The sequence below is a fragment of the Trichococcus flocculiformis genome (assembly GCF_963662535.1).
GTDB lineage: Bacteria > Bacillota > Bacilli > Lactobacillales > Aerococcaceae > Trichococcus > Trichococcus flocculiformis.
In genome coordinates this window covers 1,175,731-1,193,643 of sequence record NZ_OY759718.1, presented here as the reverse complement: position 1 = coordinate 1,193,643, position 17,913 = coordinate 1,175,731, and the positions used below count along the sequence as shown (strand labels likewise).

At 39.2% G+C, this 17,913-nt stretch carries 13 protein-coding genes and 1 pseudogene; 1 reads left to right on the top strand and 13 read right to left on the bottom strand.

Going from position 1 to position 17,913, the window contains the following annotated elements:
* Positions 1-8 precede the first annotated feature (8 nt).
* The 10 genes and pseudogenes from ACKPCD_RS05855 to ACKPCD_RS05810 form a co-directional block, all read right to left on the bottom strand.
* Complete coding sequence (locus ACKPCD_RS05855; protein ID WP_321434318.1) at positions 9-557, bottom strand: acyltransferase; 549 nt, start codon at positions 555-557, stop codon at positions 9-11.
* Positions 558-564: 7 nt separating this feature from the next.
* Positions 565-1,719, bottom strand: coding sequence for a glycosyltransferase family 4 protein (locus tag ACKPCD_RS05850; RefSeq protein ID WP_321434317.1), 1,155 nt, complete (start codon positions 1,717-1,719; stop codon positions 565-567).
* Between the two features lie 25 nt (positions 1,720-1,744).
* The gene (locus ACKPCD_RS05845; protein WP_407702683.1) at positions 1,745-2,647 is read right to left on the bottom strand and encodes an O-antigen ligase family protein; all 903 of its coding nucleotides are present in this window, start codon (positions 2,645-2,647) and stop codon (positions 1,745-1,747) included.
* 431 nt (positions 2,648-3,078) lie between these two features.
* Positions 3,079-4,188, bottom strand: coding sequence for a glycosyltransferase family 4 protein (locus ACKPCD_RS05840; protein WP_321434316.1), 1,110 nt, complete (start codon positions 4,186-4,188; stop codon positions 3,079-3,081).
* A 1-nt stretch (position 4,189) separates the two neighbouring features.
* Positions 4,190-5,272: a glycosyltransferase gene (locus tag ACKPCD_RS05835; RefSeq protein ID WP_321434315.1), complete on the bottom strand. Its 1,083-nt coding sequence runs from the start codon at positions 5,270-5,272 to the stop codon at positions 4,190-4,192.
* A gap of 44 nt (positions 5,273-5,316) precedes the next feature.
* Positions 5,317-6,423, bottom strand: coding sequence for a glycosyltransferase (locus ACKPCD_RS05830; protein ID WP_321434314.1), 1,107 nt, complete (start codon positions 6,421-6,423; stop codon positions 5,317-5,319).
* A gap of 59 nt (positions 6,424-6,482) precedes the next feature.
* Positions 6,483-8,054: pseudogene (locus ACKPCD_RS14625) on the bottom strand (IS1634 family transposase).
* 191 nt (positions 8,055-8,245) lie between these two features.
* Positions 8,246-9,319, bottom strand: a complete 1,074-nt coding sequence (locus ACKPCD_RS05820) for a glycosyltransferase family 4 protein (protein ID WP_321434312.1) — start codon at positions 9,317-9,319, stop codon at positions 8,246-8,248.
* 19 nt (positions 9,320-9,338) lie between these two features.
* Complete coding sequence (locus ACKPCD_RS05815; RefSeq protein WP_321434311.1) at positions 9,339-10,208, bottom strand: NAD-dependent epimerase/dehydratase family protein; 870 nt, start codon at positions 10,206-10,208, stop codon at positions 9,339-9,341.
* 2 nt (positions 10,209-10,210) lie between these two features.
* Positions 10,211-10,825, bottom strand: coding sequence for a sugar transferase (locus ACKPCD_RS05810; protein ID WP_321434310.1), 615 nt, complete (start codon positions 10,823-10,825; stop codon positions 10,211-10,213).
* Positions 10,826-12,062: 1,237 nt separating this feature from the next.
* Here ACKPCD_RS05810 and ACKPCD_RS05805 point away from each other — a divergent pair.
* Complete coding sequence (locus ACKPCD_RS05805; protein WP_321434309.1) at positions 12,063-12,509, top strand: NanQ anomerase/TabA/YiaL family protein; 447 nt, start codon at positions 12,063-12,065, stop codon at positions 12,507-12,509.
* A gap of 107 nt (positions 12,510-12,616) precedes the next feature.
* Here ACKPCD_RS05805 and uvsE read toward each other — a convergent pair whose 3' ends face one another.
* The 3 genes from uvsE to ACKPCD_RS05790 all read right to left on the bottom strand — a co-directional run bounded on the left by uvsE (position 12,617) and on the right by ACKPCD_RS05790 (position 17,902).
* On the bottom strand, positions 12,617-13,876 hold the full coding sequence (gene uvsE, locus ACKPCD_RS05800) for a UV DNA damage repair endonuclease UvsE (RefSeq protein ID WP_321434308.1): 1,260 nt from the start codon (positions 13,874-13,876) through the stop codon (positions 12,617-12,619).
* Positions 13,877-13,933: 57 nt separating this feature from the next.
* Positions 13,934-14,923, bottom strand: coding sequence for a Gfo/Idh/MocA family protein (locus tag ACKPCD_RS05795; RefSeq protein WP_321434307.1), 990 nt, complete (start codon positions 14,921-14,923; stop codon positions 13,934-13,936).
* A 474-nt stretch (positions 14,924-15,397) separates the two neighbouring features.
* The gene (locus ACKPCD_RS05790; protein WP_321434306.1) at positions 15,398-17,902 is read right to left on the bottom strand and encodes a CoA-disulfide reductase; all 2,505 of its coding nucleotides are present in this window, start codon (positions 17,900-17,902) and stop codon (positions 15,398-15,400) included.
* Between the last annotated feature and the right edge of the window lie 11 nt (positions 17,903-17,913).

Below are 17,913 nucleotides of genomic sequence, written 5' to 3'. Positions count from 1 at the left end.
CTCATCACCTACAGAATTTCTTTTTGTCTATTTTCTCTTTTCTGATAAAAAACTACGTCACTAGGTATGCTTTGCCTCAAAACTGACCCTGCTGCAACTACAGAGTTATCTCCTATATTTGCTTTTCTCAAAATTATTGTTCCTGTTCCAATCCAAACATTATTGCCTATTAAAACAGGATCGGAAATTAAATCATTACTCTTATGTTTTCTACCCTTTATTACAGTGTGATCATGATCATAAATATACACTCCGGGTCCGAAAATTACATCGTTTCCTATATGGATTTGTTTTTCACATTCAACTCGTGTATTAGCATTAAAAAAAACATACGATCCTATTTTTAAATCACCATTGACTCTAAAAATTACATTTTCCCTTGCATTAAATCCACGCCCAATTGTTACTTTGGATTTTTTTGATTTAAACACTATTTTCAAAGATAGTGGATAATATGATTTATAAGAAAATTTCAATTGCTTAAAATGTAATAATTTTATTAACGACATTTTTAATAGGCCTGGAATGTAATTTAAATATTTAAAATATTTCCTCATTATTTCCCTACTTCCCTCCAAAAACTAAATTGATAAACATCTCTGAAACATTACTGGTAGAGAACTTTTGAGACTGTAGAATATTTTCGTCAGATAAAGTTTTTCTAATATTATCATCCAAACACAATTGGATAAGACCCTTTACTATACCATCCCTATCATCAGGTAAATACATATATTTAGACTGCTTTTCCCCAAGAATATTAGCAATACCTCCAACATTTGTACTAATCACAGGCATTCCTGATGCCATTGCTTCAAGTAAAACTCTTGGGAATCCTTCTTCAGCTGTGGCATTTAAAAAAATATCGGAGGCCATATAATAATTTTGAACCATATTGTTAGGAACGCTCCCAAGATAGATCACATTAGATGCTAAAGATTTATTCTTATCTAAATACTTTATTAATTTCCTCTCCTCATCACCGTAACCGATTATAACGAATAGAGCATCAGAATAAATATTGTTAAATTTTTCTATTATATAAGGTAAATAGTACATCGGTTTTTTTATTGGAGATAATCTTTTAACAAATAATATGATTTTTTTATCGCTAGGAAGATTTAAATTGGATTTCAACACATTTCTTTCAGTTTCAGATACTATCTTAAATCTTCGCAGATCAATATCATTGTACAATAATCTCATTTTATTTGCTGGAACCTTCGCATTCTCAACATAGTAATCTAACATTAATTCTGGTCCAGTCACAAAATTATTTATATATTTCTTTATAAAATCAAATTTTATTTTTGACGTTATACTTTTGAGGTTCTTTATTTCTTTTTCTTTCTTATTATTAGAGTCAAATATGGTGCCACTGTGCCAATAAAATGTTTCAATTTCGTAAAACCAAGATAAAATTATAAAAATAATCGTAGGTATTGTAGATATTCTAACAAAAACCTTCTTATAACCTTCTTTAGCTAATTTTCTTGCAACTGAAAAAAACTCTAAAAGTCTTAACACTTTATTTTTTTCTTTTTGAACAATTACATCAATGTTGGGATTATTAAATTGAGGAATAGTATCCGCTTTTTCAATCACGACACAAATTTGAATTCCAGATTCCGCAACTTTATTCAACAAATTAATTACATGATAAAAGTGAGTTGAGTCACTGGACGAATAATGATTTAATACATAAATCATCTTTTTCATAAATAATCACCAACCTTATTAATTTTTATATTTTTACGTATATCGGAAAAGCTAACGTCATCCAAAACAACAAAGAATTGATGTTATTATGAGTGAAAGAAAAGAATAATAAAATCAAAACTAATGAGAGGTACGTCATACGCATTTTAATATCTTGAGTTTTATTGGATAAATTAATTACTTTATAAATATATATATAAAATACCAAACTACCAACAAGACCAAGTTCTACTAGAATTCTTACAAAATCATTATGCGTCACAAAGCCCTCTTCTCTTCTATTGAACATAAAGTTTTGAAATCCCGTGTGAGCAATTTGAGGCTGAAACTGGTTATATCCTATCCCAATTAAAGGGTTTTTATTAAACAATGATATTGCAATACTCCATATATCAAATCTGATAGAATCACTACTCTTTAGAACACCACTTGCGGCATGATCGAAATACTCGATATTAGATAATAGACTCTGCGATAAACCGTATATAATACCGATTGTAAACGAAATAAATATTACGGGAAATATGAATCTATAAGTTATTTTTAATTTGAACTTATTCAATATAATTATTAAAACCGGGAACACTATACCTACTATGACAGCATCAGATTCAGTGAGCAGTATTGCGATAAATATTATTACTATAAGAAGCGACTTTTTCTTAGGTGCATAAAAAAATAATATCACCAAGCTAAAAACTAAATATATTGCGAGATAATTTGGATTAAAGAATGTCGTACTTACTCGCGAATTATATATTAATCGTTCGATAATTGCCAAAAAAGATAAAACCAATCCATTTATAATTAGTGTTTTGGCTATAATTTTCGGATTTCTAAATAACCTGGTGTTAAAAAAAGAGCTGGTTAGTAAAAATATGTATGTGAGATTAAGAAGTCCTGTATAGTAAAAATTTGAGTAACTCATTTGGAACCACGATATACAAACCACAATATAAAAAAGTAATTCATATTTATTAAAATGAATTTTTCTATCACGTTTAACTATATGAACAATAGTTGTTAAAATTGATAAAATCCCGAGGATTTGTGTAAAGGAAGGAATGATAAACAATTTGTTATTAACTATAAAAGGATATGTCGCCCAATACATGTACATAGGAAATGCTAGTAAATCTGTTTTATGATATTTTCTACAGAAAAAAATAAGACAATAATATATTATCATTAGAATCGGTATTACTTGAAGAATATTAGTGTATAATCCCAAAAAATAAACACTCCTAATTTTATTTGACATGTTAAATTAATACATATTACCACTTTTAATACAGCCTGTAGGATATTAAAATCCTCTTTCTTTGAAAGGATTCTCCCCTATACTCAAATATTTTCAAATCAATAGCTCATCTTTTTTAGTTCTTCTCTATATAAATTAAAAATGTTGTTCCATTCATATTTTTCCCTTACATCTTCAAATGCATTATTTGCGATACTTACGCGTTTATGTTCATCTGAAACTAATTCCTTTATAGCAGACTTAATTTCATTTACTGAGTGTGGATTAATGATTAGCGCATTATGTTCATCTTCGAGAACACCTAAAATCCCCCCAACATTAGTAGAGATAATTGGTAGCCTCATCGCCATTGCTTCCAATATGGTTCTGGGCATACCTTCACTTATTGAGGATTGAATATATATATCTGTTTCATGTAGTATATCGATAAATTCTTCTTGCGGGATCCATTTAATTAAATTTATATTTTTATTATCTCCAATTAAAGAAATATACCTACTTTCAAGTGAGCCCCCTCCAACTAAAGTTAAATTGATATTAAAATCATCAGAAAGCTCAATAATCGACTGAATTAAAAGCTCATACCCTTTTTCCGGAACAAATCTACCTACACTAGTAATGTTTATAGGTTGAGTAATTTCAAAGTGATTTTTTGGATTATTAAAAATATTAAAATTTACTCTATTAGGAATTTCAACAATATTTGATTCGATTTGTAATTCTTCAATAAGTTCTGTCATCTTGGAACTTAATGAACGAAGTTTATGAGATGATTTAAACACAAATCTCAAATATAAATTGGAAAAATGACCGATTACATCTTTTCGTTTCATTAAATTTAAATACTCCATACCATGAATTTCTGTCATAAATGGTATTTTTAATAATTTTGAGGTAAGACTGACTGCTAAACCAGTAGTAATCGGACATTGTGCAATCATTTGCGTTACCCTATATCTTTTCGCAAAGTATATAGTTAGAAAACTTACCAAAAAAAATGATCTTGCTTTTTTAGAAAATGTGGGAATTAAATGTAGATTAATATTACCCTCAGTATAAAAATGATATTTTTTATCGCTTGATCTTGCAAACAGATGGTATTCATCAAACCCTTTTGATAATTCCTTCCAAATTTTTTTAGTCGCATGGTTTACATTAATATCAGGAAACATATTAGGACTTACATGTAATAGTACAGATTTTTTCAACTTATATCCCCCTATAGAGTTTCTGCAAGATATGTATTTCATTCTCAACTGAGAACTTTCTCAATTCATCGTGGTCATTATAATTATCTCGGTTATTTTTATTTCGCATCTTCTCATCGATAATAATTGCCCAATTTTCTGCGGTTTTTTCTAAAGAAATTCTAATTCCTAATTTGGGAAAATCTATATCTTTAGTTATAGTATCTGAGTAAAATGAATTCAAGTTAGAAGCATGAGCTTCTAGCAAAGCATTTGGAAATCCTTCATAGAAGGAAGGGAAAATAAAAGCGTCACTGGCAGATAATATATCAGCTATATTGTCCATATTGCCTAAAAACAGAATATTCTTCTCTATATTTAATTTTCTAGCATAATCTTTCATGACGTTTAATAGGCTACCATCACCAACTAAAACTAATTTATAGTGATCATTAATTTCCATTAATGCTCTAAAAATCTCTAAAAGAAACTTATGATTTTTTTGATATCTAAATGCGCCAACATTTGTTACGACAATATTATCATTCATTCCATATTTTTCTCTAAGTTCTTTTCTACTAATGGGGTTATACTTGTATGATTGCAGTTTAATTCCATTATTTATTACTTTGAATTGCTTTTTACCGTACATCCATTTTCCTGCTAAATCGGAAACAGCTACTAAATAAGCATTTTTAGGAATTAGAAAATAATTTATTTTATGTAACACATTAGATATGATACCTAATTTAACGTCTGCGTTCCTACTGTGTATTATTATTTTATCGCAGTACTTTGATGCAATTTTAGCAGGAAGTATATAACTAAGACTATTAAAATGAAAATGACAAACGTCAAATTTTTCGGTTTCCAATAAACTCACTAACTCAGAATAATTTTTAAAATAACTCTGTTTCCTTGGTGTTATAAAATAGAATTTACACCCCAATTTTAAAAATTCTTCATAAAAACATGGTTGCTCATTTCCAATTATTAAAAAACTAAACTCAAGATCGTTATTATTATGAAGTGTTGTGGTGATCTTTCTTAGGTATGTTTCAATACCACCTACATGGTTTGTCAGTCCGTATTGTAGAATTCTCATTATGCCCTCCCTGAAAAATATTAAATCACTATTTAAAATTTCCTCTATCCTTTTAATATCTCTTTATAAATATTAAAATAGCTTTCTGCAGTGTTACCAATATCATATCTCTTTGCTCTGTTGCTACATTTTGTTGCTATCTCATCATAAAACTCCTTGTTAGAAGTTAATTTACAAATTATTTCGCTTAGCTCAATATCATTGGAATGGGAAAATAATAAACCATACCCCTCAATAATCTCACTTAGACCTTCAACATTTGACGCTATTACGGGTTTTCCTGCAGCCATCCCTTCTACCGCCGCTAATCCGAAGCCTTCCCAATTGGCAGAGTGTATGATAATATCAGAAGTCTTAATAATTCTCTCCACATCCTGGCGGAATCCCAATAAAATAACGCGGTTAAGTAAATCATACTCTATTATTTTCTCTCTTATTTTATTTTCTAAAGTACCTTCTCCCACCAATACCAATCCTATATTAGCTGGCAACCTCTTCATGGCTCTTAAAACGGTATCATGATCTTTTGAATCGGTAAATCTGCCAATCATACAAAGAATATACTTAATTTCATTGCTAAATTTTTCGAATTCATTTTTATTAATTTCTTTTGCGTATTTAAAATGATTAATATTAATTCCATTTTCGATTACACAAAATCTCTTATTTGCTGGAGAGTCATTTAGCCAACTAATTAAATTCCTCTGTACTCCTCGACTTATTGAGACAACCCTATCGTATTTTTTATAAATAAACTTATCAAAAATTTTGAACAAACGATAATTTCTTCTCCTATTGTGTGTACTATGCTCAGTCATTACAAATTTTGAATTTGTAAACTTTATAAAAAGGCTAACTATAGAAACCCAATAGGTAGCGGGAAATAAATGTGCATGTATAATATCATACTTCTCATTTTTTACTAATTTGTAAATATAAAAAATATTGTGTGGACTTCTCATTTTTTTTATCGGAATAACATTAATCGAAATGTTATTACTTTCCAAGACTCGATGAAAAACATTTCCCTCATCCGTCAGTAGTAAAATATCCACACTAGCTCCGTAATCTTTTAATTTAAGTATGATTTCAGTAGTTAATTTTTCAGCTCCACCGGATTTAAGGCTATCAATTACGTGTAATATTTTCAAAAGAGTTTCCTCCATAAATTCTATATTTCCCGATTCTCATCCTAGATTCCAAAAAATTATCACATAATCGGGGGCATAACACCTAAGGTGTTATATAATTGTGACTGCTTCTTCGTAACCTCATCCACTCGCCATGCACTGCCTGGATTTGTAAATACTTCAATGACATCCAATCCAGTTCGTCTAGTAATTCCTGCATCGTATAATTTTTGTACAGTTCTTTTTCGGATATTTGCTTTTTGTTTTACGACAGATAAATCAATACAATGACCTCCACAAATAATTTACCTTCAAGCAAACTTTCTGATTAAACATCAGTTCGCCGTAAATTCAGCAGCTCTTTAAGATTCTCGAAGGCTTTTTCAACGATGTCTTTGTTACGGTACAAGTCTAAAGCTGCGATAGGGTTCTTAATTTTATTACTGATGAGAGCAAAGATTTCGTAATCTTTTTCCGCTTAGGTAATGACTTCTTGTTGCGGAGTTACCTTTGTCCCGCACTTTGGCATTTTAGTGGTTTCGAAGTATTTGGCATACTGCTTTTCGTGTTCCGCTTTGCGATTCCCGGAAACGAGTTCTGCTTCAAGCCGATTAAGAAGCGCATTGAAACGATTCTCGTGCTCAAGTGCTTTTTCATCTCTAAAAAATATACAGGTGCATCCATCGTTTCCCTTCAATCACATCACCTTTGTATGGCCGCTTCTGCGAATACTTCCAGTCTATCGTTGCAGTATAGCTGTAAAGTTGGTAGCTAGCATTGTAATTAGTGCGGGTGCTATCCCGAACCTTGTCCAGTTCTTCCTGCGCGCATTTAAGGGGCACTTTCATGGCCATCAAAAATTTCAGATGATTTAGGTACAAGGCATCAATATTTTCTTTGCTATAAAATCTCCCGATCCATTGCTAGTTTTACCTTGCTGAACCCACGACTACCTAAATCGGCAAGCAAGATCTTCACTGTTTTGAGGTCGCTTATATTGCCTTCTAACTTACGTTAGTAAAATGTTAATACAGATTCTTCGTCAAACAACGGGGCAAAATTAATCTGCGCAAGCGGATCATGGTCCTTGTTGATAGCATATTTGACTTGCTTGAGAGCTTATGAAAAGGAGGAAATACTGGTAGCATCAAAAGTCCAATATTCATTCTCAGTTCGTCGCTTAGCTTGAAGGCTGAAAAAAAGATTTTTTATCTTCTTCCGTAACAGATACAAACAGATTACTGCTTCTTTAGGACGGAATATAGCTGCCGTAAAGATGAGAATCTGAGAATCGTATTACGGTCTTCTAAAATAAAGAATTAGTCAATGGAGAGTATCTACTTATAGCTTTCAGGAAAGCAAGTTTTTAAATCGGCGGTAAAACCAAGCAGTTCCCCGATTTTTTCAAACAAGTAGGTCGCACCTTAGTAGCTTCGTTTCATTACAGTGGATGGAACCAGCCCTTGTTTTGCAGGTGCTAATGCCTGCGACGTAGCTAATAGTTTAGAGGGATTCGGGTTCCTAACTTCATCCAGTTTTCCGATGTGAACACGCTTACTTCGAGACTGTTTCTTTTCTTTATTCCAATAGTTAGGTGATTCGTAAACATAGGTTGTACCGTTCTTCTTGTTCGTTACATATACTAAACTTATAAAGTCACGCCTTTCCACGTTATAGCCATAACACGGAAATTTCGAAATTTCAATAGAAATCCTTTTGTATAAATGTTTTTCAGCATTTTTCGTTATAATTCACATAGAAATGAAGGAAGTAACTCCATAAAAAAGTAAACTTCAACGACTATTCCGACTAAATATTGAATTTTTATTAAAATCAATAAAATTCAAATTGATTTAATTGCTTCTAAATAAGAATTTACTACAATCTGTCTATCAAATTCTTTTTCCATCTTCTTTCTACCGGCCAATCCCATTTGTGCTTTTGATTCATAATTTAATTCTAGAAATTTTTCAATCTTCTTAATTAAACTTTGGCTATTTTTCTGTTCAACCACAAAACCGTTTATTCCGTTATCAACTACCTCTCGACAGCCTGATCTATCAGTTGTAATAATCGGTCTTGCGCAGGCAGAACTTTCTAACAATACATTTGAAAGTCCCTCAGGATAATATGTAGGGTGTATAGTACAATGCGTTTTGCCAATTATTGTTCTAACATCCCGTATCATTCCATGGTAAATAATTATCCCACGATCTTGTAAACTTTTTAATTTATCTTCATATGATTGTTCGCAAAAGCCACAAATATGAAATCTAGTGTTAGGATATTTATTACCAATATACTCTGCTGCTTCTAAATATTGGTCTATTCCTTTCTCTTTCATGATTCTTGAAATAAAAACAAATTCAATTGTAGTACCTTTTGGATAAGGTAAGGGCTGGAAATGATATAAATTTACTCCTGATCCTGGGACCAATATATAGTTTTCTTTTACAATATTATTATCAATAAAAAATTGCATATTCTCGGCATTCTGAAAAAAAACATAGTTAATTTTATCAAAGGCTTGCTTATATAGAAAAATAGTGATTTTTTGCATAATGCCTTTATTCTCAACAGCAGTGCCCAATCCAGTTATATTAGCAATGAAAGGAACATTCAATGCTCTACATGCCATTCCCCCGTATATATTAGGTTTAATCGTATAGGAGAGTACAACATCTGGTTTGACTTCTTTTATTATTTTTCTATAGTGTGCGAGTAGTTTTAAGTCTTCTAACATATTCGTACCATGCCTAGAAATAGTAGCTTCGATGTACTGACAACCCATTTGTACTAAGTCATCAATTCGTTCTCCATATGGTGATGAAATAATGACCTCATACCCATCTTCTAATAACCTCTCAACAAGTTCTTTCCTGAAGTTATATATTACAACATCATGATTTACTAACATAAGGACTTTCTTCATTAAATTAACTCTCCACTTCAGTAGAAATAATTGATTTTTTTAAATCTTTAATACGATAATCATGTTTTAAATCACTTAATGACATATCGTAATTCAAATCGCCGAACACCTTATTTATCAAGCCAACTTTATCGGATAATAAATATAAAATGGGATTAAATAATTTTACTAATTTCATTTTTTTCCCACTAATATGGGAGATCGTTTTTACCATTTCTGAGGTCTTCACATATTCTTTGTTCTGTGGGAAGAAAATTCCATGCTCATTTTTGCTAATTAACAAACGAATCAATTCGGTTAGATTATCGATATGTAACATACTTCTTTTATTGTCGATATCTGGAAATATTGGAGTTATCTTAGCTAATTTAGCTAGAAGTGGATAGTTGCCTTTTGAATCTTTTCCGTAAATCATTGGGGGGCGGATAACGACAACATTAAACGCCTCCGACTGTAGTGGAAGGATTCCCTGTTCCGCTTGGAGCTTACTATTCCCATAGAAATTGATTGGCTCCGGTACGGTATCTCTTGTGATAACTTTGGTTTCTCCGATTTTGCTACTTGCTCCGTAAACAATCATGCTACTCATGAAGATGAATTGTTTAACTCCTTCAGACTTTGCTTTTTTGGCTACTTCAATGGTCAGGTCCCGGTTTACTTTGTAGTACAGCTCTTCTTGATCTGCCTTCGCATCTTGGTGGGCAATTCCCGCTACATGAAAAACCACGTCATATGGAGAAAAATCGAGTTCTTTCCATTCGCCATTTCTTGTACCAACAGTTTCTACCTGATAGTCTTCTGGCCACTGAGCTACCCATTTTTCAAAAGAGGTGCCAATATAACTATTGGCACCTGTAATCAATATTCTCTTCATTTCTATTGATTACTCCCTTCACTTAATATTCCTGTACCGCCTTCGACAACACCATCGCTTTTCAAAACGCTTGTAATGGTTCCGACAAAACATTTCACATCGAATGCAAAATTCATTTTTTTGATATATTCACCATCCAACTCGGATTTGACAGTGATCGGCAATTCATCACGTCCATTGATTTGAGCCCATCCGGTCAAACCAGGACGCACATCATTTGCGTTATATTTATCTCTTTCAGCAATCAAATCATATTGATTCCACAATGCTGGGCGTGGTCCGATGATGGCCATTTCGCCTTTGATGATGTTGAATATTTGTGGCAGTTCATCCAGGCTTGTTTTTCTCAGAAACTTACCGACCTTTGTGATGTACTGATCAGGATTTTCTAATAGGTGCGTTGGTGTATCTTTTGGTGTGTCGATACGCATCGTACGGAACTTCAAGATATTGAAGTGGGTTTTGTTGATGCCAACTCTCTTTTGTTTGAAGAAGATGGGTCCCGGTGTATCCAATTTTATTGCAATAAATAAAATTAAGAAAACTGGCGATAAAATGACTGCGGCCAATACCGAAAGAACAAGATCAATCACTCTTTTTATCTTCAAATATTTCATAAAGCACCCCTATAATTATTTTTTTCTTCTTATAATTGTCGCTAAGATATAATCATATAAAGAAAATATCTTTCAGTATTTTTTATGATAACATTTCTACAACCATTTTTGCACAAAAAACGAAGTTTTTTTGAAGTTTTACTTAAAATTTACTTTTAAAAGCCGAATGATAAGAAAGCAAACGAATTCATTGTGAATAAAGTATGAATTCACGCTATTCCAACCTTTTGTTTTTGATTACGAAAACTATAATAAAAGTTGAATTACGATTTAGTATTTTTAAGAATTGCACCGTCCTTATATTTAATGTTCTGCATTATATAATTCTCATTCGAAAGTATCGCTTTGTTAGTTCTTTCTTGCAAACCGTACCTTATATTATAATCCTTTTCTGACCGATTTTTTATTTTATATTCCAATAATCATAATTCCAGGCAACACTTTTCCGGAACGATGTTTACCTCCGGTTAAGACAGCTCCGACGGAGGTGCGCTGTTTGTGAGTCGGTCTACTACGGTCAACAACCACTCCGCGGAGGTGGGATAGCTGGCGCAGCCTGTTCTCCTTAGTCACATGGCTTTATCGGAGGTGGCGTGATGATCCAGAGACGGAGTGCCTATTTAAGACGAAGCCATTTAAAAACCAGTCCAACTTTACTTACCTACTAAGGCTTGACTGGCTTTTTTACTGATTATTCCGACATTTTGCATGTGTCCATCTTTGGGGAAGTTTAGTCCTAATGTCTCATTGTAAAAGCTTCAGTCAATTAGGTGATTCGAGGATAAATATCCTATACAAGTATTTGCTTGTTTGAACCAACTGTATAGTAAGTGAAAAATAAAGTTGTGTGTATATTGCTTGCCGTTTTCAAATACACTCCTTTGAGATTGCAAGAAAAACTGATAACACCGTAATAATATGGTTTTTCACATATTTTCACACACAAGACATTTGGTTCAAACTGATCACCTCTTGAAAGGCTGTAAGTCAACAATCGGGTAGATGACATTTTTTCCCTACTGTACTCCGATAAACAGATCATTTATCGTAGCTGCGTAGCTGATGCGAGCACTGTGCTCCGACGAACCCCCACTTCGTCGGAAGTGGCCATAAGTGCAGCACGCTTCCCAGTTGCGACAGAAATCGCAACAATGCTTTGAAAGCCTATTCAATCGGAGGAATCTGCCCTATACTGGTACTATTGATTCACAGTCGAACGGATGGAGGAATGTTTTTTATGATCATTGATGCATTGGCAAATATGGATTTCTATAAGAATTTGAACGAGTCACTGTATAAGGGACTGATGTTTTTAAGAGAAACGGATTTGGCAGCTTTACCTGTAGGACGCTACGAAATCGATGGTGATGTGGTGTTCGCGTTGGTACAGGAATATGAGACGCATCTGCTGGAGGAATGTCGCTGGGAAGCGCACTACACGTACACAGATATCCAGTACATCGTGGAAGGCAGCGAGAAAATGGGCTGGAAAGCGCTGAATGATGTCGTGAAGACGGAGGATCGCCCTGAAGAGGATGTCTACTTCTTCGATGCGGAAGGCGATCATTTCGTGCTGCATGCGGGACAGTTCGCGGTGTTCGCACCACAGGATGCCCACCGACCGGGTTTGGCGGTAGATGGCCCGGCACCGGTCAAGAAAGTCGTCGTGAAAGTAAAAATGTAATCCCAAAGAAGCCAGAACCTGAGTTGCTCGCGCAATCTCGGTTCTGGCTTCTTTTTGATTACTTAGGAAATGCAAATAGCCTAGAAACATTTCCTTCCGTGTGCTTTTCAATCCAAGTAAAAATACAACGACTGCAGCAGATACTCAGATTCATATTTTTGCGCCAATCTGAAAAGGTGCCGTTTCAGGGTCGCGCGCGTTCCGCTGCCGTTGCGGAAATTCGCAAGATTCTTTTCGTATTGTCTGCGTTCGGCTTCGGCCGCGTGTTTCTTGAAATAGCCCCAGACATGGGCTGCGGCATTCTCAGCTTGCCCGGGGTGGATTTCTTCGGCGAAGGCGGTATCGATCAAGCGGTAGAATTCCTGGACCGGATAGGCTTCTTTGTCCTTCAGTAGCGTGCGGATGGCTTGATAGACCGCGGGTAATTTTTCAAGGATAGCGTATTTGTAGCGGCCCCACTCTTTTTCGAGAAGGACCATGCGCTTGTTTTCAGTTGTCGCATTTTGGCATTTGATGGCGGACAGGTTCTTGTCCTTCACTTCCAGCATGATGTCGATTTGCTTGTCCTCCAGCTGTTCGTGAAAAGTAAGGAAAGTCTCCAAGTCAATCGTATCGGTGTGGGCGCCCGGCCGTTTGCCTGGCGCCTGCTGGGAGTAGTGGATTTTCTGGTTGCCGTCTGCTGCTTTCCAAGTTTTTTTAACTTCGGCGATCCAGTATGGGTCGGTGCCTCCTGATGGCGTTGGGTTGATGGCATGGTGCAGGTTGTCGTAGACGGCCGGGATCTGGAGTCGGTGCGCCAGTTCGAGGACCTCTTCGATATTGTAGAGCCTGTCGTCGTTCTCGATGATAAGCCGATTTCGGACAGCTTCCGGAAGGCGGCGGAAATTCAGTTCGAAGCGCTCAAGTGCTTCTTTTTTATCCCCATAGATACCGCCAACATGGAGGACGATTTTGTGCTGATTGTCGACACCCAGATACTCCAGCATTTTGGCGTGGTACGCGAGATCGAGGATAGCGCGCGCCACGACATTTTCGTCGGGCGAATTCAGGACGGTGTATTGGCCCGGATGGAACGACACCCGCATGCTGCTCTTCTGGATCTTCGCGCCGATGTGCTGGAAGGCTTCGGCGTGGATGTCCCACCAGGGGAGCGCGTTCACCGGGCTCGAGCCGAACGGGATCAGATCCGAGCTGATTCGGAACAGTTTGATGTCGTTCTTGCGGTTGTAGTCGATCATCCGCTCCAGCGCGGCAAGATTGTGCTCGGTCACCTCCGTCAGCTTCTCCGGGGTCGCGTTGCGTTGCATGACGCTGCGGATATTGGTGTTCGGTGTACCGATGTTGAGGCAGGCATAGCCGATGGACATGGGGATTCTCCTTTCGTTCAGAGTTCCCGATGGAACTCGATTACTGCATTATATTTTTTAGCTCTCGTATCTTTTGCGGTAATCCTTCAACAACTCATCGAACATCCTGTTGCCGTTGGCTGCGCTGGTGGCATCTGCGGGACTTTTCGCTTTTCCGTTTAGTTCGTCAACGACGGTTTGGATGAACGGCATGGCGACATGCTCTGGCGTTTCGAAGTTGTATATTGTCGTTTCCCCGTCCTTGATGAGGCGGATCCATTCGAAGCTCGTGCCTTCGAAGACCAGAGTCCCTTCCGAACCGATGATCGTCACCTCATCCAAGTCGAAATCCGCGACATAACACCAAGCCGCCGATCCGACGACACCGTTCGCGAAGCGGAAGGATGCCGAGACAGTGTCCTCCACTTCATAGAGTCCGGCCCGGTTCTCGACAATGCCAGTCATCGCGGTGATGTCACCGAAGTAATAGGCCAAGTAATCGAGTACATGCACTTGGATATCCAAATCTTTCCCGCCTCCAGCAGCCGGCAGCAGACGCCAAGGCAAGTTGTCTTTGTCCAAGTCTTCTGGAGCCGGCTGCTGGTATTGGCGAATTTCCACCAATTGCGGTTGCCCGATGGCTCCCTCATCCAACAGTTCCTTTATTTTCTGGAATTTTCTAAGCGCTCGACGGTAGAAGCTGACGAATACCGGCAAGTCTTTTCCCTCGGCCGCATCCAGTATCGTTTGGCATTCCGCGAACGTGCGCGCCATCGGTTTCTCGATCAAAGGCACCTTGTTTGCCGCGATAACCTGCATGGCGTAGTCGAAGTGCGTGGCCGGCGGTGTGGCGATGTAGACAGCCGTGATTTCGTCGTCTGCCAGCAGCTCCTCGACCGTTGCGTACACCTGACCGTATCCGTGGCGGTTCACCCAATCGTGCGCCTTGGCTTCCGTGCGATTGTATACACCCTTTAATCGGGAACCGTTCGCTTTGTAGAGCCCCGGACCGCTTTTCTTCTCCGTTACGTCGCCGCAGCCAATCATTCCCCATACTGTCTCTTTCATAGCCATCCCCTTTTCCAAGTTCGCCTGTTTTTGTATACAGCCTATTATACGCGACCGTAGGTTGGTTTACCTGCACAAATGCTCCTAAAGAACAGCCCCTAGGGGATGAACCGTAGTGGATAATGCTTTGTTTGCTGTATCGACAGGCTTACGGTAATACCGTCCTGGGCATTCGCCCGACAAGAACGATTTGTGTCGGCTATCCGACATCCTTCATTCTTCGTTCAGTCGACGGATTTAGCTCGTGTTGCCTGTTCAGCATTCTTCGCCCTTCGTTCAGCCGACGCCCCTGCTTTTAGTCGGCTTTTCGATAATATTCGCTCTCCGTTTAGTCCACACCCTGGTTTTTCATGGGCTGTTCATCATCATTCGTTTCACGATCAGCCGACGCCTTCACCTTTCATCTCCAAAAACAACCAAATACCCAAAAGAAAAGGCCCCCGCCGCAGCGGGAGCCGTATTTGTGGTGCATTATTAGATAAACAAATTCAAGTTCGCATCCATCGTGTCGCCGATGTAGGTCGCTACACCGCCGAAGTCGACGCCTTCGATGATTTCTTCTTCTTTGATGCCCATGATGTCCATGGACATGGTGCAGGCGACCATTTTGACGCCCATTTTTTGGGCTTGGGCGATCATGACCGGCAAGGGGTCAACGTTCTTTTGTTTCATGACGGCTTGAATCATTTTCGAGCCCATGCCGCCCATGTTCATTTTCGAGATCGGCAGTTGGCCGGCGTGGTTCGGCAGCATGATGTCGAACATTTTTTCCATGCTGCGTTTGGCTACGTTGACTTTTTCCGGACGTTTGATGACGTTCAGTCCCCAGAAGGTGAAGAACATCGTCACTTTTTTGCCGTAAGCCGCTGCTCCGTTGGCGATGATGAAGGAAGCCAAGGCTTTGTCCAAATCACCGCTGAAGACAACCATCGTGGCGCCGTCCTTGGTTTCCTGCAGGACCGGAGCTTGCGCCGCTTGGGCTGCCATTGCCGCAGCGTTGAATCCGGCTGGTGCTGCCGGAGCCGCTGCGCCGCCTTTGCCTTTGGAGATGTGGGCACGGACGATTTTGCCGTCGATTTCTTTCGAAAGCAGCGTGTTGCCGGTGTTCTTCGTCCAGGCAGCGATATCCGCCAGGAAGCCGAAGTCGGATGCTTCGATGATCAATTCCTGACCGTCGACCATCTTATCCATGTTCTCTTTCACTTTCAGGATCGGACCCGGGCACTGCAGTCCGCAGGCATCGACTTGGATCGTGTTGCCGACCGGTTGGACTGGCTTCGCGTGTGTCGGTTCCACATGCACGGCCTCTTCCGGCGCTTCCTCTTTATAATTCAAAGTCGTGTTCGCTTGTTTGTAAGTTTTGTAGCCGCCGTCCAGGTTCTTGACGGTGAAGCCGTTCTGCATCAGGATGCGGGCCGCGTTGTAGCCGCGGTGGCCGACTTGGCAGAACACATAGATCGTTTTGTCTTTCGGCAATTCGTTCATGCGCGCGCGGATATCGCCCAGCGGAATCGTGTAGGCATCGCCCAACACGCCGGTCGCCAACTCGAAGTCTTCGCGGACGTCGAGGAAGAACGCGCCGCTTGCGATCAGGCCATCGACTTCATGCCATTGGAACGTGTCGATTTTGCCTTCGAGGATGTTGGAAGCCACATAGCCGGCGATGTTGGCAGGATCTTTGGCGGATGAATACGGCGGTGCGTATGCCAATTCCAAATCCGGCAAATCGTAGACCGTCGCGCCCAATTTCATGGCTGTCGCGATCACGTCGACGCGTTTTTCCACGCCTTCCATCCCGACCGCCTGCACACCCAAGATTTTGCCGTCCAAGCCGAACAGCAATTTGATGTCCAATGGCGAAGCCCCTGGGTAATAACCGGCATGGGAGTTCGGATGAATGTGGACCACTTTATAGTCGGTGCCGAGACGTTCCAAAGTTTTCTCGTTGTTTCCGGCTGCCGCCACCGTCAATTCGAAGACTTTCGCAACGGAAGTCCCCATCGTGCCTTTGTAGCGGACATCCATGCCGTTCAGGTGGTCAGCCACCAAGCGGCCTTGACGGTTCGCTGGCCAAGCCAACGGAACAACAGTCTTGCTGCTGTTGACGAAGTCGGTAACTTCGATGACATCGCCGACCGCAAAGATATCCGGATCGGATGTCTGCAATTGGTCGTTCACGACGATTGATCCGCGTACGCCAGTTTTCAGGCCGGCATCGACTGCCAATTCATTTTCCGGTGTCACACCGATCGAAAGGATTGTCATGTCTGTGTCGAGGACTTTACCGCTGTTCAAGCGAACTTTCGAGCCGTTGTTTTCGAAAGCTTTGACGCCGTCGCTCAGGATCAGGTTGACGTTATGCATATCGATATGCGCGTGGACGGATTGCGCCATTTCGAAGTCGATCGGTGCCATGACCTGGTCGCTCATTTCCACCAGGGATACGTGGATGCCCAATTCCCATAGGTTCTCCATCATTTCCAAGCCGATGAAGCCGCCGCCGATGACCGTCGCGCGTTTGACTTGGTGCTCGTTGATGTACGCTTTGATCTTGTCCATATCCGGGATGTTGCGCAACGTGAAGACGTTCTGCGCGTCCTCGATGCCTTCGATAGCCGGTTTGATCGGACGCGCGCCGGTCGAGATGATCAATTTGTCGTAGCTTTCTTCAGTTATAGCGCCTGTTATGACGTGTTTCACTGTGATGGTCTTGCTGCCGCGGTTGATCTTCACGACTTCGCTGAAGTTCTTGATGCCGATGTTGAATTTCTTCGCCATGCCGCCGACAGTCTCCAACAACAGGTTATCACGTTCTTGGATGACGCCGCCGATGTGGTAAGGCAGACCGCAGTTCGCGAAAGAGATGTATTCACCCTTTTCGAAGATGACGATTTCGTCCTCTTCATTCAATCTTCTCAAGCGTGCCGCTGCAGTCGCCCCGCCGGCTACACCGCCGATGATCACAATTTTACGTTTCATTATATAAAATC

What these genes read in the sequence shown, in the direction of transcription:
- ACKPCD_RS05855 (WP_321434318.1), bottom strand. Translation starts at nt 557, where the DNA reads ATGAGGAAATATTTTAAATATTTAAATTACATTCCAGGCCTATTAAAA.
- ACKPCD_RS05850 (WP_321434317.1), bottom strand. Translation starts at nt 1,719, where the DNA reads ATGAAAAAGATGATTTATGTATTAAATCATTATTCGTCCAGTGACTCA.
- ACKPCD_RS05845 (WP_407702683.1), bottom strand. Translation starts at nt 2,647, where the DNA reads ATGAGTTACTCAAATTTTTACTATACAGGACTTCTTAATCTCACATAC.
- ACKPCD_RS05835 (WP_321434315.1), bottom strand. Translation starts at nt 5,272, where the DNA reads ATGAGAATTCTACAATACGGACTGACAAACCATGTAGGTGGTATTGAA.
- ACKPCD_RS05820 (WP_321434312.1), bottom strand. Translation starts at nt 9,319, where the DNA reads ATGTTAGTAAATCATGATGTTGTAATATATAACTTCAGGAAAGAACTT.
- ACKPCD_RS05815 (WP_321434311.1), bottom strand. Translation starts at nt 10,208, where the DNA reads ATGAAGAGAATATTGATTACAGGTGCCAATAGTTATATTGGCACCTCT.
- ACKPCD_RS05810 (WP_321434310.1), bottom strand. Translation starts at nt 10,825, where the DNA reads ATGAAATATTTGAAGATAAAAAGAGTGATTGATCTTGTTCTTTCGGTA.
- ACKPCD_RS05805 (WP_321434309.1), top strand. Translation starts at nt 12,063, where the DNA reads ATGATCATTGATGCATTGGCAAATATGGATTTCTATAAGAATTTGAAC.
- uvsE (WP_321434308.1), bottom strand. Translation starts at nt 13,876, where the DNA reads ATGTCCATCGGCTATGCCTGCCTCAACATCGGTACACCGAACACCAAT.
- ACKPCD_RS05795 (WP_321434307.1), bottom strand. Translation starts at nt 14,923, where the DNA reads ATGAAAGAGACAGTATGGGGAATGATTGGCTGCGGCGACGTAACGGAG.
- ACKPCD_RS05790 (WP_321434306.1), bottom strand. Translation starts at nt 17,902, where the DNA reads ATGAAACGTAAAATTGTGATCATCGGCGGTGTAGCCGGCGGGGCGACT.